The sequence below is a fragment of the Microbacterium sp. SCN 71-21 genome, assembly GCF_001725695.1.
In the GTDB taxonomy this organism is placed as follows: domain Bacteria; phylum Actinomycetota; class Actinomycetes; order Actinomycetales; family Microbacteriaceae; genus Microbacterium; species Microbacterium ginsengisoli.
In genome coordinates this window covers 1-16,276 of record NZ_MEGA01000046.1, presented here as the reverse complement: position 1 = coordinate 16,276, position 16,276 = coordinate 1, and the positions used below count along the sequence as shown (strand labels likewise).

The 16,276-nt window shown below is 72.0% G+C and carries 10 protein-coding genes; 4 read left to right on the top strand and 6 right to left on the bottom strand.

Annotation, left to right across the window (positions count from 1 at the left end; all coding sequences use genetic code 11):
* Positions 1–245 precede the first annotated feature (245 nt).
* The 3 genes from ABT08_RS08330 to ddaH all read right to left on the bottom strand — a co-directional run bounded on the left by ABT08_RS08330 (position 246) and on the right by ddaH (position 5,361).
* A complete protein-coding gene (locus ABT08_RS08330; RefSeq protein ID WP_288114623.1) occupies positions 246–3,101 on the bottom strand; it encodes an aminotransferase in 2,856 nt (951 codons plus the stop codon).
* A gap of 185 nt (positions 3,102–3,286) precedes the next feature.
* Complete coding sequence (gene rocD / locus ABT08_RS08325; RefSeq protein ID WP_045246035.1) at positions 3,287–4,507, bottom strand: ornithine--oxo-acid transaminase; 1,221 nt, start codon at positions 4,505–4,507, stop codon at positions 3,287–3,289.
* Entirely contained in the window at positions 4,504–5,361 is an 858-nt protein-coding gene (ddaH, locus tag ABT08_RS08320) for a dimethylargininase (RefSeq protein WP_056209824.1), read from the bottom strand. Before ddaH ends, rocD begins: the two co-directional genes overlap by 4 nt.
* A gap of 354 nt (positions 5,362–5,715) precedes the next feature.
* Here ddaH and ABT08_RS08315 point away from each other — a divergent pair, with 354 nt between their 5' ends.
* Positions 5,716–7,821, top strand: a complete 2,106-nt coding sequence (locus ABT08_RS08315; RefSeq protein ID WP_082483231.1) for an MDR family MFS transporter — start codon at positions 5,716–5,718, stop codon at positions 7,819–7,821.
* Between the two features lie 289 nt (positions 7,822–8,110).
* Here ABT08_RS08315 and ABT08_RS08310 read toward each other — a convergent pair whose 3' ends face one another.
* Positions 8,111–11,755: a proline dehydrogenase family protein gene (locus tag ABT08_RS08310; RefSeq protein ID WP_288114622.1), complete on the bottom strand. Its 3,645-nt coding sequence runs from the start codon at positions 11,753–11,755 to the stop codon at positions 8,111–8,113.
* 129 nt (positions 11,756–11,884) lie between these two features.
* Between ABT08_RS08310 and ABT08_RS08305 the strand changes: the two genes are divergently transcribed.
* Entirely contained in the window at positions 11,885–12,808 is a 924-nt protein-coding gene (locus tag ABT08_RS08305; protein ID WP_273204292.1) for a LysR family transcriptional regulator, read from the top strand.
* On the opposite strand, the gene ABT08_RS08300 is transcribed toward ABT08_RS08305, so the two are convergent.
* The gene (locus ABT08_RS08300; protein ID WP_045246038.1) at positions 12,809–13,375 is read right to left on the bottom strand and encodes an acyl-CoA thioesterase; all 567 of its coding nucleotides are present in this window, start codon (positions 13,373–13,375) and stop codon (positions 12,809–12,811) included.
* A gap of 118 nt (positions 13,376–13,493) precedes the next feature.
* Between ABT08_RS08300 and ABT08_RS08295 the strand changes: the two genes are divergently transcribed.
* Both ABT08_RS08295 and cofE read left to right on the top strand, forming a co-directional pair.
* On the top strand, positions 13,494–14,000 hold the full coding sequence (locus tag ABT08_RS08295) for a GNAT family N-acetyltransferase (protein WP_056209822.1): 507 nt from the start codon (positions 13,494–13,496) through the stop codon (positions 13,998–14,000).
* A gap of 6 nt (positions 14,001–14,006) precedes the next feature.
* Positions 14,007–14,768, top strand: coding sequence for a coenzyme F420-0:L-glutamate ligase (cofE, locus tag ABT08_RS08290; RefSeq protein ID WP_288114620.1), 762 nt, complete (start codon positions 14,007–14,009; stop codon positions 14,766–14,768).
* A gap of 6 nt (positions 14,769–14,774) precedes the next feature.
* On the opposite strand, the gene ABT08_RS08285 is transcribed toward cofE, so the two are convergent.
* A partial coding sequence (locus ABT08_RS08285; protein ID WP_353743284.1) for a cytochrome b/b6 domain-containing protein occupies positions 14,775–16,276 on the bottom strand: 1,502 nt, incomplete at its 5' end.

Below are 16,276 nucleotides of genomic sequence, written 5' to 3'. Positions count from 1 at the left end.
TAGCGCGCCCGTCTCGCCCTTCCCCCCCTTCCCCCTCCCCCTTTCCTCTCCCCCCTCTCCCCCTCCCCCTTCGCCGAATCCACGCCCCGCCGCCGAATCCACGCCCCGCCGACGTCGGGAACGGGGTGACTCGGCGGCGAAGTGTTGATTCGGCGGAAGTGAGGGCGGGAGTGAGGGCGGGGGCGGGGCGGCGGCGAGAGGGCGGGCGCGCGCTACGCGGCGGCGGCGAGCGAGGGCGACGCGCGCTACGCGGCGGCGAGGGCGCGGTCGAGCGCGGCGACCACCCACGCGACCGACTCGGCCGTGATGCACAGCGGCGGCTTGATCTTCAGCACGTTCTTGTGGTCGCCGGTGGGCTGCACGATGCATCCGTCGTCGAGCAGCAGGTCGCACACGCGCCGCGCGAGCTCGGGGGCGGGAGTCAGGTCGGCGTCGACGACGAGTTCGACCCCGAGGTAGAGGCCCATGCCGTGCACCGCACCGATCGACGGATGCCGCGTCCCCAGGGCCCGCAGCGCGTCACCGAACAGCGCGCCGACCCGCTGCGCGTTGCCCTGCAGGTCGTCGTCGCGGAGCGCATCGAGCACGGCGACGCCGACCCGCGCACTCACCGGACTGCCGCCGGCGGAGGAGAAGAAGCTGCCCTCCTGCTCGAACGCCTCGGCGATCGCGGCGGTCGTGATGACAGCCCCGAGCGGCTGGCCGTTGCCCATGGCCTTCGCCACCGCGATCACGTCGGGCACGGCGCCCTGCTGCTCGAAACCCCAGAAGTGCGCGCCGAGCCGCCCGTAGCCCACCTGCACCTCGTCGGAGATGCACACCCCGCCGAGCGCCCGCACCCGTTCGTAGAGGCCCGCGAGGTAGCCGTCGGGCAGCAGCACGCCGCCACCGTTGCCGAAGATCGGCTCGATGACGACACCGGCGAGCTGTGCGCGTCCGTCGGCGCCGAGCGCGTCGAGGCGGGCGTCGACGTCGGCGAGATAGGCGGCCGCCGATCCTCGCCCGCGATGCGTGCCGCGCACCGGGTTGGGGGCGTCGAGCAGTTCGACCCAGTCGGGTCGCGTCTCGAGGGCACGCGGGTTGTCGCCGATCGAGGTCGAGACGGCGTCGGAGCCGATCGTCCACCCGTGGTACGCCTCTCGCGCCGCAAGGATGCGTCCGCGCCCGGTGGCGGTGAACGCGAGCCGCAGCGCGAGATCGACCGCTTCGCTGCCGCTGTTGACGAGGAACACCCGGTCGAGCCCGGCGGGCGCGAGGGCGGCGAGACGCTCGGACAGCTCGGCGATCGCCGCGTAGTGGAAGCGCGAGTTCGTGTTCAGCAGCGTCCACTGCCGCGCGGCGGCATCGACGATGCCGGGGTGGGCGTGGCCCGCGATCGTGACGTTGTTGACGACGTCGACGTAGGTCTGCGCCTCGGTGTCGATGAGGTGCTCGCGCCAGCCGCGTTCGATCTGCGGCGGGCGCGAGTAGTAGTGCTCCTGCGCTGCGGCGACGTGAGCGTCGCGGCGGGCGAGAGTGTCGGCGGGCGCGATGACCGGCGCGGATGCCGCCACCCCGAGCACGCGCGACGGGTCGGGGCTGATGCGGCGCCAGAGGTCAGCGAGCCGCGGGGTGACGCACGCGGGCGGACGGCGATCGTCGGCGGGCCCGAGCTGCACGTGCACGACGTCCCCCCGGGATGCGTCGCCGAGCCGGGCACCCGGCGCGACCTCGCCGAGGACGAACGGTGCGACCCCGTCCACCCAGAGGGTGGCGTCGTCGCCGTGCAGCGCCAGCCCGGTGCGGGTCGCGACGACACGTCCCGCGAACGGGGCGGCGAGCGTGCAGCCCTCGGGAGCCACGAGGTCGACACCCAGCGCCCGGGTCGCCGCCCTACCGCGGGGGGCGAGCAGCCGCGTGCGCGTCAGCCGGAACTCGCCCCAGCGCGTGTGCGCGAGCCCACCGGCGGCGCGCAGCACGCGCTCCTCGATTCCCGGTTCGAGCCAGTCCCCCGCTGCCAGCGCGTCGCTCGTGACGGAGAGATCGACGGATGCCGCGGCGATCCCCGCGGGCAGCAGGGTGGCCGTGGCATCCGCTCGGGGATCGTCGAGCCCGCGCGCGACCGCGCGGACGAGGTACGCCATCTCGCCCGCGTCGCGCGCCGCCGCCGCGGCGAACGCGCGCCACTCTGCGCCGCGGCGCTCGTCGGCGTAGTCGTTGTCGCCGTCGAGGGCGACCTGGTGCTCGCCGCTGACCACGAGCACGGCGCAGCGCAGCACGACGAGCGGCCAGAGCGCGTCGAGTTCGGCGTCTGTGAGGGCGACATGGGCGGCGAACCCGCGCACGGTCGCGAGGAACAGCGCGTCGGGATCGTCGCGCATGTAGGCGCAGGCGGATGCCGCGACGAGCTCGGCCACGCGCCACGTGACCATGAGGTCGCCGAAGTCGATGACCCCGACCCGGCCGTCGGAGTCCCGCACGAGGTTGTCGTCGGTGACGTCGGCGTGGATGGGCTGCGGGGGCAGCAGGTCGGCGAGCGCCGCGACGCGGGCGGCGGCGCTGTCGGTCGCCGCGCGCACCAGCGCCCGGCGGCCGGGGTCGGTGACCGCGTCGATCAGGTCGTCGACGACCCGGGCACCCTCGCGGATGTCCCACTGCGACGCGTGCGCCGCCGGCTCGACGTCGAGCGCCGCAAGCGCCGCGGCGACGCGCCCGGCGGTGTCGCCGACGAGAGCGGCCTCGGCCTCGCCGTAGCCGGCCGTCTCGATGAGCGGTTCGCCGTCGACGTACTCGAGCACGCGCACGAGGTGAGGTCCTCCGGCGAAGCCGACGGGCACGATGTGCTCGCCGTCCCGCGCCGCCACCGCGGACGCCACCCGCAGCCCCGCCCGGCGCAGCAGCCGGAGCGCCTCGTGCTGGGCCTCGAGGTCGCGGCGGTCGGTCGCCGCATGCGCGATCTTCACGACGACACGGCCGGATGCGGCATCCACCCGATAGTTGCGATCCTGCTGGCTGCCGAGCTCGCGCACCTCGCCGTCGAGCCCCCACAGCTCGCGGGCGACGGCGGCCGCCTCGGCGGCGGAGACCTCGGGGCGGGCGCCCGCACTCGCATCGACGGTCATGGTGCGATCCTCTCGTCCGTCTTCCGTATACCGGATGCCGCGGCGCGTCGGCAAGGCGCGCGTGCAGCGCGGCGGTGGTCGGGCACGGTGCCGATGCCACGCTGCGGCCGGCGGAGAGCATGACCGCGGCGCCCGGGCGAGGGGCGCCCGGACCGCACGGCCGCCGCCCGCACAGCGGCGAGGGCTCAGCCCGCGAGCACGACCTTCAGCTGTTCGATGGCCCAGTCGAGCTCGGTCGCGCGCACGACGAGCGGTGGCGCGATGCGGATGGTCTGGCCGTGCGTGTCCTTCACGAGCACGCCGCGCGCGAGCAGGCGCTCGGCGATCTCGCGTCCGGTGCCGACGACGGGATCGATGTCGATGCCGGCCCAGAGCCCGGCGCTGCGGACCGCGACGACGCCGTGCCCGATGAGGTCGTCGAGCCGGGCGCGCAGGTGCTCGCCGAGTGCGAGCGCGCGCTGCTGGAACTCTCCCGACGCCAGCATCTCGACGACCCGCAGGCCCACCGCCGCCGCGAGCGGGTTGCCGCCGAAGGTCGAGCCGTGCTCACCGGGGCGGATGACCCCGAGCACGTCACGGTCGGCGACGACGGCGGAGACGGGCAGGATGCCCCCTCCCAGCGCCTTGCCGAGCAGGTACACGTCGGGCACCACGTCCTCGCGATCGCAGGCGAAGGTGGTGCCGACCCGGCCGAGGCCCGACTGGATCTCGTCAGCGATGAACAGCACGCCCCGGCGGGTGCAGATCTCCCGCACCGCCCGCAGGTAGCCCTCGGGCGGGAGGATGACCCCCGCCTCGCCCTGGATCGGCTCGATCAGCACGGCGGCGGTGTTCTCGCCGATCGCCGCATCGATCGCCGCCGCGTCGCCGTACGGCACGCCCACGAAGCCGGGGGTGAACGGCCCGAAGCCATCCCGGGCCGACTCGTCGGTGGAGAACCCGACGATCGTGGTCGTGCGGCCGTGGAAGTTGTCGTGCGCGACGATGATCTCGGCCGCGCCCGCCGGCACGCCCTTCACCCGGTACGCCCAGGCGCGGGCTACCTTGATGCCCGTCTCGACGGCCTCGGCGCCCGTGTTCATCGGCAGCACGAGATCCTTGCCGCACAGCTCGGCGAGGGCCGCGGCGAACGCGCCGAGCTGGTCGTTGTGGAACGCCCTGCTCGTGAGCGCGACCCGTGAGAGCTGCTCGGTGAGGGCGGCGGTGATCGCCGGGTGCAGGTGTCCGAAGTTGACGGCCGAGTAGGCGGAGAGCAGGTCGAGGTAGCGGCGGCCCTCGACATCCGTCACCCAGGAGCCCTCAGCACGGGCGACGACCACCGGCAGCGGGTGGTAGTTGTGGGCGAGGTGCTCGTCCTCGTGGGCGATGTAGCCCGCGGTCAGCGCGTCGGTCGTGAGGTCGCTCATGCGCTCCTCCGGATCTCGAGCGTGCAGCACTTGATGCCGCCGCCGCCGAGCAGCAGCTCGGACAGGTCGACGAGCACCGGGTTGTAGCCGCGCTCGCGCAGCTGCGCCTCGAAGCCGGTCGCCCGCGGAGAGATGAACACGTTGCGACCGTCGGAGGCGGAGTTCAGGCCGAAGACCGCGCCGTCGGCATCCGACACCTCGATCGCCTCGGGGAAGAGGCGCTGCAGGGTCGCACGGGATGCCGCGTCGAACGCGGTGGGCAGGTAGGCGATGTTCGCGCGCTCGACGCCGCCGGGTCCCTGCACCGGGTCGAGCACCGAGATCGCCGTGTCGAGGTGGTAGAACCGCGGGTCGGTGAGGGTCAGCGAGACGACCTCGCGGTCGAACACCTCGGCGACCTCGCGGTGGCTGTCACCGGTGGAGCGGAAGCCGGTGCCGGCGAGGATGATGTCTCCCGCCAGCAGGAAGTCGCCCTCGCCCTCGTTCGTCTCGCGCGGCTCGACGACAGTGAGGCCGTTCTCGCGGAACCAGGTCATGAACGGCTGCTCCTCGCCGGCGCGCTCGGCGAAGCGGAACTTCGGGCCGTAGGCGACACCGTCGATCACGAAGCCGCCGTTGGCGGTGTAGACCATGTCGGGCAGTCCCTCGACCGGGTCGATGAGCTGCACCTCGTGACCGAGGTCGAGGTAGGTGTCGTAGAGCGCCTGCCACTGGTCGACGGCGAGCTGCGTGTCGGTGGGGTTGGCGGGCTCCATCCACGGGTTGATGCGGTAGCTCACCGTGAAATGGGTGGGCTTGCACATCAGGTAGGTGCGGTGCTGGGCGATGCGGGTGGAACCGGTCGGGTGCGTCATTGTGCTCCTTGTGAGGGGGCGGCGGACGCTGTCCAGAGGCCCGGCGGAGCAAGAAGCCGACGTTCCGGGCACGCCACCCGCATTGTCTCACGGAGCCGGGCGGTGGCGCAGTATCGGTGCGAGAAGAGCGGATGCCGCGGCATCCAGCCCTTGCGTCGTTCCCCGTGAGTTCGCTATGCCGGTCGTGGAGGTGCGGATGTTACGCGTATTATCGTTGACCTGACACAACGAATCGGGCGCCACTGACGCGCCCGCCCGATCTCTTCGGCCGTTGCACCCCACTTCCCTTCTCTCCCCTGAGGAAACATGACTGACGTCGCTGTGAAGAGCCTGGTCACCAAGAGCAACCCGGTGATGACCCACCGGCAGATCCTCTTCGTGATCTTCGGGCTCATGGCCGGAATGTTCCTGTCCGCTCTCGACCAGACGATCGTGGGAACCGCGATCCGCACGATCGGCGACGACCTGAACGGGCTCAGCCAGCAGGCGTGGGTGACCACCGCCTACCTGATCCTGTCGACGATCGCAACGCCCATCTACGGCAAGCTGTCCGACATCTTCGGCCGCCGGCCGCTGTTCATCTTCGCGATCGTGGTCTTCATCATCGGATCCGTCGCGGCGAGCTTCTCGTCGTCGATGATCGAGCTGGCTGCATTCCGCGCGATCCAGGGACTCGGCGCCGGTGGCCTCATGTCGATGCCGCTCGCGATCATGGGCGACATCCTCGCGCCCCGTGAGCGCGCGAAGTACCAGGGCTACTTCCTCGCCGTCTTCGGCATCTCGTCGGTCATCGGCCCGCTCGTGGGCGGACTGTTCGCCGGGGCATCCGAGATCCTGTTCATCGCCGGATGGCGCTGGGTGTTCCTCATCAACGTGCCGATCGGCATCATCGCCCTCGCGATCGTGATGCGCTTCCTGCACATCCCCCGCCAGCCGCGGCATTCGGTGCGCATCGACTGGTTCGGTGCGGCCACCGTCATCATCGCGCTCGTGCCGCTGCTGCTCGTGGCCGAGCAGGGTCGCGACTGGGGTTGGAGCTCGCCCATCTCGATCGCTTGCTACGTGGTCGGCGGCCTCGGCATCATCGCCTTCATCATCGTGGAGAGCATCATGAAGGATGACGCGCTCATCCCGCTGAAGCTCTTCCGCTCGTCGACCTTCTCGATGGCGACCGTGATCGGCGTCTTCGTCGGCTTCGGCATGTTCGGCGCGATGCTGACCCTGCCGCTCTATCTGCAGCTCGTGCTCGGCTCCTCGCCGACCGAGAGCGGTTTCCAGCTGCTGCCGATGATCCTCGGCCTCATGATCTCCTCGATCGCGAGCGGCCAGATCATCTCCCGCACCGGTCGCTACCGCATCTTCCCGACGATCGGCACGTTCTTCATGGCGGCGGGCTTCTTCACGCTGACGCTCATGAAGTACGACACGTCGTACTGGCAGATCGCGGGATCCATGCTGCTGATCGGCCTCGGCCTCGGCCAGCTGATGCAGACGCTCACGATCGCGTCGCAGAACTCGGTCGGCCTGCGCGACATGGGTGTGGCGACGTCGGCGTCGACGTTCTTCCGCCAGATCGGTGGAACCCTCGGCACCGCCGTGCTGCTGTCGCTGCTGTTCACGGTCATGCCGGCGAACCTGCAGACCAACTTCACCGACAAGGCGACGCTGACCGCCGCGCTCGACGCCGCGCTCGACCCGACGGTCGCGCAGGCTCCCGAGAACCAGGGCATCATGACGAAGGTCTACGACCCGATCGTCTCGAAGGTGACCGACGGCGCGCTGACCCAGGCGCAGGACGGCGTGAACCAGGCCAAGGCCGCAGCGGCGTCCGTCGTCGCGCAGCAGGTCGCCGCCGGCGCCATCCCCGCCTCCGCGCAGGCGCAGGCGACCGCCGCCGCCCAGGCGCAGGCGATCACCTCCGCCGCCGCACAGATCCAGCAGGAGCTGCCGGTCGCGAAGGTGGCCTCCGACGGCACCGTGACGCTCGACTTCTCGGACGCCACCGCCCGCCAGTCGTTCGTCGACACGATCGTGCCGACGATCATCGACAACGCCAGCTCGTCGTCGGGATCGTCGTTCGACAACTCGACGATGGACGACACCGCGTTCCTCAACGGCGCCGACCCGCGTCTGTCGAAGCCGCTGCTGACCGCGTTCAACCAGTCGACCGTGCTCGTCTACTGGGTCGCCATGTTCGTGGTGCTCATCGCGTTCGTGCTGACGCTGTTCTTCCGCACGCCGCCGCTGCGCCAGAAGTCGGCGCTGCAGGAGGCCCACGACGAGCAGCGGCATGCCGAGAAGGATGCCGCCTCCCTCGAGGCCGAAGCGGCCCTCGCCGCCGCCGAGGCGGGCGCGCTCGTCGGCCCGACGGCCCGCGACGAGGAGCCGGCCGGCGACGCCGAGGAGGACGTCGAGCCCGGCATGACGCGCCGCGAGTACCGCGAGACGCACCAGGACTGACCCCGACGCCGGTGGGGGCGGATGCCGCGGCATCCGCCCCCACCGGCGTTTCGGGCAGCGCGCGTCGGGCCGCAGGCGACGACGGCAGCGAGCCATCGCCGCCCGCCACCGCCTGCCATCGCACGCAGATGAGAGCCGCCGCCTCCGATAGCCGTACGCCTCGCGCAAGGTCGGAACTCCTGCCCGGCACGCCGCCCGGCAGCGCCCCCACCGGCGTGTCCCCGAAAAGTTCCGACCTTGCGCGCGCGGTCGCGCGACCCGAGCGCCGCTCGGCCGACCGGCACCGCGGTCAGATGACCGCCTGCGACCAGTCGTCGGGGTTGCCGAAGCGGTGCGCGGTGATCGCGATGGCCTGCTCGTGCAGGAACGGCAGCAGCTCGAGCCGCCCCGCGGTCGTCACGTCTGCGGCGTAGATCGCGAGATCGGGGTCGCCGCCGACGGCCCGCGCGAGTGCGGTGTGCAGCACCGCGGTCTCAGCACGGGGACCGATCAGGCGCACCCTCGGTGGCCGGGATGCCGCGGCCTCCGGCCCGCCCACGATGCGCGCCGTCCACTCGTCGTCGCTCTCGACGAACACGGTGATGCCCGCCTCCACGAGTCCCCGTCGCACGGCGGGCGGGAGGCCGGCCGCGACCGACAGCACGGTCGCACCCGCGGCCCGGATCGCGGCGATCGAGACGCGGAGCACCTGCTGCAGTTCGGCGCCCGCGGTGGCGCGAAGGCCGACCTCGACCGGCCGGTAGCGCAGCAGGTTTCGCTCGATGCCGAGGTGCGAGACATCCCGAACCTGGCCGAACTCCCGATCCCACTCGATCGCGTCCGACAGAGCGGCACGGCGCAGCCAGTCGAAGCGCGGGTAGTCGAGCGACGGCTGGGACGCCTCGATGAGCGCGGTGATGCGCGAGTCGAGCCCGCGCAGGTGCAGGGTGCCCGACGCGGTGCCGGTCGATGCCCGCCAGCCGCCGAGGCCGACGAGGTGGTTCGGGCCGCCGGCTTTGGCGCCCGCGCCGACCGACGAGCGCTTCCAGCCGCCGAACGGCTGACGCTGCACGATCGCACCCGTCGTGCCGCGGTTCACGTAGAGGTTGCCGGCCTGCACGTGGTCGAGCCAGATGCCGAGCTCCTCGGGACTCTGCGTGTACAGGCCCGCGGTCAGCCCGTAGTCGACGGCGTTCTGCAGGGCGATGGCCTCGCCGAGGGTCGCGGCGTGCATGATGCCGAGCACGGGGCCGAAGAACTCCTCGCGATGGAACCGCGACCCCGGCGCCACACCGGTGCGGATGCCCGGCGACCACAGCCGCCCGGCCAGCTCGGGCACGGCGTCGAGCTCCTGCGGCTCGAGCAGCCAGCGCTGTCCCGGCTCGAGCTCGGTGAGCGCCCACTTCAGCTTGCCCTGCGGCATCTCGACGACGGGGCCGATCTCGGTGCGGGGGTCGGCGGGGGTGCCGACGCGCAGCGAGCGGGCGGCATCGACGATCTGCCGGGCGAAGCGCTCCGACCGGCCCACCGACCCGACGAGGATCGCGAGCGACGCCGCCGAGCACTTCTGACCGGCGTGCCCGAAGGCGCTCTTGACCAGATCGGATGCCGCCAGGTCGAGGTCCGCTGTCGCGGTGACGATCATCGCGTTCTTGCCGCTCGTCTCGGCGAGAAGGGAAAGGTCGGGACGCCACGAGCGGAACAGCGCCGCGGTCTCCCACGAGCCGGTGAGGATGACGCGGTCCACCGCGGGGTGGGTGATGAGGGCCTCGCCCAGCTCGCCCTCGTCGATGTCGACGAGGGTGACGAGGCCGTCGGGGAGGCCGATGGTCGCCAGCGCCTCGACGATGACGGCAGCACAGCGCCGCGCCTGAGGGGCGGGCTTGAAGATGACGCCGGACCCGGCGGCGAGCGCGGCGAGCACGCCGCCCGCCGGGATCGCGAGCGGGAAGTTCCACGGCGGGGCGACGACGGTGAGACCGACCGGCTCGAACACCGCACCGGGCACGGCGTCGAGCTCACGGGCGGTGGCGGCGTAGTAGTTCGCGAAGTCGACCGCCTCGCTGACCTCCACGTCGGCCTCGGCGAACACCTTCCCGGTCTCGTCCGCGGCGACTTCGATGAGCTCGGCGCGACGGGCCTCGAGGGCGCGCGCGGCCTGCTGCAGTACGACCGCGCGGTCGGCGGCGGGCACCGACCCCCAGGCGATGCCCGCCGTCCGGGCGCGGGCGATCGCATCCTCGAGGCGTGCGCGGTCGTCGATCCGCGCGGCGCGCATGGTCACGTCGCCGACGTGCGAGACGCCGATGCGCGCGAAGATCTGCCGCGCCCAGTCGCGGTTCTGAGGCAGCGCGGGGTCGGTGTCGGCCGCGTTACGGAACCCGGGGGCGCCGACCGCATGCTCGCCGCTCTCCTTGAGCGAGAACACCGCGGTCTCGACCAGGTCGGCTCCGCCGAAGCCGCGCACGTCCTCGGCGCCGTCGTGGGCGATGCCCAGCACCGCCTGGGTGAGACCGGCGGAGCCGAGCGGCGGAGCGGGTTCGCGAAGGATCGACGGGTCACCGGATGCGGGCGCGTCGCCGCGCTGCTGGGTGCGCGCGGCACCGGTGCGCAGCGAGGCATCCGTCGACCTCTCGAGCGCCGCGAGGAACCTGTCGCGCTCGCGCACCCAGAGGCTCTCGTCGTCGGCGAGCTCGAACGCGGCGGAGAGGAAGTTCTCGCTCGACGCGTTCTCTTCGAGGCGGCGCACGAGGTAGCTGATGGCGACGTCGAACTCGTCGGGGCGCACGACCGGCACATACAGCAGCACATGACCGACCTCGCGGGTGACCGCCTGCACCTGGCCCTGCGCCATGCCGAGCAGCATCTCGATCTCGATCGCGTCGCGCACGCCGCGTTCGCCGGCGAGCAGCCATGCGTAGGCGACGTCGAAGAGGTTGTGCCCGGCGACACCGAGGCGCACCGCGTCGGCGTGTGCGGGGGTGAGCGCCCAGTCGAGGCAGCGCAGGTAGTTCGCGTCGGTGTCGAGCTTCGTCTCGTAGGGCGCCTGCGGCCAACCGTGCAGCACGGCGTCGACCTTCTCCATGGCCAGGTTCGCGCCCTTCACGAGCCGCACCTTGATGCGCGCGCCACCCGCGGCGACCCGCTCTCCCGCCCACGCGGTCAGCTGCTGCAGCGCGGGCAGCGCGTCGGGCAGGTAGGCCTGCAGCACGATGCCCGCCTCGAGTCCGGCAAGACGTGGATCCTCGAGGATGCGGGTGAACACCGCGATCGTGAGGTCGAGGTCGCGGTACTCCTCCATGTCGAGGTTAATGAACGTGCCGTCGGTGGCGGCACTGACGTAGAGGGGCAGGAGGCGTTCGACGACGAGGTCGACGGTCTCGTCGAATGCCCACATCGAGATGTGGCTGGCGATCGCGGAGACCTTCACCGACACGTAGTCGACGTCGGGGCGGCGGATCAGCTCGTGGATGCCCTCGAGTCGCCGCAGCGCCTCGTGCTCGCCGAGCACGGCCTCACCGAGCAGGTTGAGGTTGAGGCGGGCGCCGTCGGCGCGGAGGGCCGCGAGGGCGGGGCCGAGCTTCTCGGCGCGCGCGTCGACGATGAGGTGGCCGACCATGTCGCGCAGCACGCGCCGCGCGATCGGCACGACGGCAGCGGGCGCCACGGGGGCGAGGGCGCCGCCCGTGCGCACCGCGCTGCGGAGGTACCAGGGCAGGAAGTCGGGCACCAGGGGGGCGATTCGCGACAGATGGGATGCCGCGGCCGCCAGGCTCTCGGGACGCATGACGCCGTCGACGAAGCCGATCGTGAAGGGCAGTCCGTTCGGGTCCCGCAGCACTCCGGCGAGGCGTTCCGCCGCCGGATCGACGTCGGCCGCCGCCGCTTCCCGCACCCACCGGTGCGCGAGCTCGACCGCCTGCCCGCTCAGTTCCGTCCCGACCGCATCCGTCATCTGCCGCACCACGCTTCCGTCCCTTCCACCCTGCCACTCGTGACCCGTGATCCCAGGGTGGCGGCACGCATCCTTCGAGAAAAGCGACTGTTTATGATCAATACACATCGGTCCTATCGAATGGATGCCATGTTCGAACTCCGGCGCCTGCGCATGCTGCACGAGTTCGCGCTGCGCGGCACCCTCGCCGCCGTGGCCGAGGCGCTGTCGTACAGCCCGTCGACGATCTCGCAGCAGCTCGACCAGCTTGAGAAGGATGCCGCGGTGCCCCTGTTCGTCGCCGACGGCCGGCGCCTCCGCCTCACCGAGCACGGCGAGCTGCTCGCGGCGTACGCCGAACGAGCCCTCGACGAAGACGAACGCGTGCGCGGCGAACTGGAGGCGCTGCGTCCGGGCGCGGCGCCCGTGCGGGTGGCACTCATGCAGACGGCGGCCCTCGCCCTGCTGCCCGACGCCCTCGCGCTCCTCGCTGCGCGCGAGCCCGACCTGCGCCTCGAGGCGGCCGCCGTGCCACCCGAGGAGGGCTTGTTCGAGCTGTCCGCCCGACGCTTCGACCTCGTCGTGGCCGAGCAGTACCCCGGTCACACCCGCGCCCACCGCGACGGGCTGACCCGTCGCATCCTCGGTCGCGACCCGATCCGTCTCGCCGTCCCGCGCGGCGACCGGGCACGGGGACTGCGCGACCTCGCCGACCGGCCGTGGGTGCTGGAGCCGGAGGGCACCGCCGCGCGGCAGTGGGCGGTGCAGCAGTGTCGGGCGGCGGGCTTCGAACCGGACGTGCGCTACGCCCTGCCCGACCTCACCGCCCATGTGGGACTCGTCGCCGCGGGCCGTGCGGTCGCCATGCTGCCCGACCTCGTCTGGGCCGGGGCGCGGCCTCCCGTACGCACGATCACCCTTCCCGACGCACCGACGCGCGAGGTGTTCGTCGCCACCCGCGCGGCCTCGGGGACGCGTCGGCGCGTGGGCGCCGTCGTCGATGCGCTCGCCGACGCCCTCACCGCGCGCACCTCCGCGGTCGCGGGCGGCGGGCGCGGCGGGGCATCCGCCTGATCAGCCCCAGACGCTCGGTGCGGGGGCCTTCGTCGGCGGCAGCGCCACGTCGAGCGCCCACTCGCTGAGCCACGCCTCGGGGGCGGGCACGGTCGCCGGGTCGATGCCCATGGCCTCGAACACCTCGGAGGTGGGCAGCACCCCGCCGGCTCGTCGCACGAAGCGGGAGCGCACGAACAGTCGGGCGTAGATCTCGCCGCGCACCACCGCGCGGTGCTCGAGATAGATCGCCTTGTCGTCGGCGGAGATCACCTTCGACTCGATGTCGAAGCGCTGCCACAGGTGCAGCGACTTACGGTGGGTGATCGTCGAGCTCGCCACGACCGGGTACCAGCCGCGAGCGCGCATGAGATCCCACAGACCCGAGCGCATGATGAGGTCGAAGCGGCCGAGGTCGAACAACGACAGGTACCGTCCGTTGTTCATGTGCCCCACGAGGTCGAGGTCGGTGGGGAGGGTCGTGAGCCGCACACGGCCCACGAACGAGGCGTCGGCGATGACGCCGTCACGACGCAGACGACGCCGAGCGACGAACAGCACGAGCAGGGTGCGCCAGATCACGTTCACGACCGTGGATCGTACTGATCGTGGATGTCAGCACGCATTCCGTTGTCGGATGCCTACAGGTTCGTGCGGCATGCACAGCCGATTTCGCGGCCCCGCCGCGGCCGGTTAGAGTCTGGCCATGAACGCCGATCTGCAGATCGATCTGATCGTCCGCCCCGTGCGCGACGTCGATGCCGAAGCCCTGGGACGCGTGCACGCCACCTGCTGGCACGAGACGTACGACCACCTCATCAGCAAAGCCGCTCTCGAGAAGGTCTCCCCCCGCCGCCTTGCCGAACTGTGGACCCATTGGGCCGCGCAGGGCCCCGAGTTCCGCATGAGCGCGGCCCTCGTCGACGGCGAGATCGTGGGCTTCGTCGGCTCCGGCCCGGCACGCGACCGCGACGCCCCTCGTGAGCGCGAGCTCTATTTCATCTACCTGCTGAGCGCATGGCAGGGAACCGGCATCGGCCAGCAGCTGTTCGACGCCGCCGTCGACGAGGGCGAGCCGCTCTACCTCTGGGTGGCCTCCGACAACCCCCGCGCGCACCGCTTCTACGAGCGCAACGGGTTCCACCTCGACGGTGACACCCACACGGAGCCCTTCCTCGGTGAGACGCTCACCGAGGTGCGCTTCGTGCGCTGACCCGACGTGCTGCAGATCTGGGCGCTGCCCGGGCTCCCTGAGATCGCTGCGGGCGACGACCTCGTCGCACTCATCGGAGCCGCGGCATCCGATCAGCTGCGCGATGGGGACATCCTCGTCGTGACGTCGAAGATCGTGTCGAAGGCCGAGGGACGGTTCGTCCTCGCCGACGACCGCGAGGACGCCATCACCGCGGAGACGGTGCGCCTCGTCGCCAGCCGCACCGCCCCCAGCGGCCACACGACGCGCATCGTCGAGAATCGGCTGGGCATCGTCTCAGCCGCGGCCGGCGTCGACGCGTCGAACACCCCCGAGGGCACGGTGCTGCTGCTGCCGGTTGATCCGGATGCCTCGGCCCGCCGCCTCGCCGCGGGGCTGCGGGCCGCGCTCGGGGTCGAGGTGGGGGTGCTCGTCTCCGACACGCTCGGGCGCGCCTGGCGCGAGGGGCAGACGGACCATGCGATCGGCGCCGGTGGCGTGCAGGTGTTCGAGGATCTCCGCGGCGGCGTCGACGCCGAGGGCCGCCCGCTCGTCGTGACGCAGCCGTGCGTGGCCGACGAGCTGTGCGGCGCCGCCGACCTCGTCAAGGGCAAGGCCACGCGGCTTCCCGTCGCGGTCGTGCGCGGGCGCGCGGATCTCGTCGGTGCGCTCGACCGTCCGGGAGCGCGGTCGATCGTCCGGCCGCCGGAGCGGGACTTCTTCCGGCTGGGAGCGGACGAGGCCTACGCCGACGGATATGCCGCGGGCGCGGCATCCGTCATTTCCTGAGCGCGCTCAGCGCGAGCTGACCGACCCGAACAGCTTCGCGATCGGCGCCAGCACGAGGGGCCGCGCCGCGACCCACGCACCGACGATCACGAGCATCGAGACCGCGAAGATCGAGAAGCCGACCCAGTTGACCTCGTCGCTGCCCGCGTACATGTGGTTCAGGTTGCGCAGCGCCCCGGTCGCGAACACCAGCGTCACGTGCACGACGATGAACAGCACGAAGTAGATCATCACGGGGAAGTGCACCTTGCGGGCCCACTCGACCGGGTAGATCTTGTTCAGTCGCGTCGCGTTCTTCGGCCAGATGCCGCTCATGCGCACGCCCGTGATCGCCGCGAGGGGCGCGGCGAGGAACACGGTCGCGAAGTAGGTCAGCTGCTGGATCGAGTTGTAGTTGACCCAGCCGTCCTCGGTCGGCCAGTCGAGCGAGATGTACTTGAGCACCGCGGTGACGGCGTTCGGGAACACCTCCCAGCTGGTCGGCACGATGCGCAGCCACTGACCGGTGACGAACAGGAGCACGACGAACACGAGTCCGTTGACGAGCCACAGGATGTCCAGCGACTGGTGCAGCCACAGCGCGATGCTGATCTTCCGCTTCGGGTTCCAGCGCGGGCTCCAGAACGCCGGCGGCTTCTTCTGGTGCCGTACCTGCAGCCCCGAGCGGATGATCAGCACCATCAGGAACACGTTGAAGAAGTGCTGCCAGCCGACCCACGCGGGGAAGCCGACCGGTGCGCCCACCGGCAGGTGGTATTCGCCGGGGTAGGTGGCGACCCAGTCGCGCAGTGCGTCGAGGCTCAGCAGCCAGCGCACCGCGAACACGACCATCGCGCCCGCGAACAGCAGACCCACGACCGTGACGATCGCCGCGCCGACCCACTGACCGGCGGTGAACGGACCGATGCGACGCGGCTCCGGCTTCGGCGCGGGACGCTCGAACGCGTAGCGCCCCGGGAACACCGTGGGGGTGAAGGGCAGCGGACCGGCGGCGACGCGCGCGGCGATCGAGTCGGGGGCGGTGGGGGCTTCCGGGGCGAGGGCTGCGGGGGCGAGGGCCGCGGTGTGCGCGATCTCCGGAGAATCGACCGCCGCGGGGCCTGCGGACGACGCCACAGCCTCAATCTCCGGAGTTGCGGTCGGGTCGGATGCCGCGGCGACCGGTGCACCCGGGGCGAAGCCCGCGGGCGGCCACGGGTCTCCGCCGGCGACGCGCGGGAGTCCGCGGCGCAGAGGCACGTCGCTCGCAGCGGCGGCGCGGGTGGTGGCGGTGCTCGGGGATGCGGCGGTGTAACCGGTCGGCGCGACGGCGGCCACCGGCGCGGGAACCGTCACGTCACCGACCGAAGGCGGTGCCGCGACAGGGACCTCGGCGGCATCGGTCGTCGCCGCGGCGATCGGGGCCGCGCCCGCAGGAGGCCACGGCTCCCCGCCCGGCGTGCGCGGCAGGCCGCGGCGCAGGGCGCGAGCGGGGCCGGCCGCGGCGGGCGCAGCTGCGGCAGCCGACG

Coding starts and splice junctions, on each gene's coding strand:
- rocD (WP_045246035.1), bottom strand. CDS start 4,507: ATGAGCGACCTCACGACCGACGCGCTGACCGCGGGCTACATCGCCCAC.
- ABT08_RS08310 (WP_288114622.1), bottom strand. CDS start 11,755: ATGACGGATGCGGTCGGGACGGAACTGAGCGGGCAGGCGGTCGAGCTC.
- ABT08_RS08330 (WP_288114623.1), bottom strand. CDS start 3,101: ATGACCGTCGATGCGAGTGCGGGCGCCCGCCCCGAGGTCTCCGCCGCC.
- ABT08_RS08315 (WP_082483231.1), top strand. CDS start 5,716: ATGACCCACCGGCAGATCCTCTTCGTGATCTTCGGGCTCATGGCCGGA.
- ABT08_RS08305 (WP_273204292.1), top strand. CDS start 11,885: ATGTTCGAACTCCGGCGCCTGCGCATGCTGCACGAGTTCGCGCTGCGC.
- ddaH (WP_056209824.1), bottom strand. CDS start 5,361: ATGACGCACCCGACCGGTTCCACCCGCATCGCCCAGCACCGCACCTAC.
- ABT08_RS08295 (WP_056209822.1), top strand. CDS start 13,494: ATGAACGCCGATCTGCAGATCGATCTGATCGTCCGCCCCGTGCGCGAC.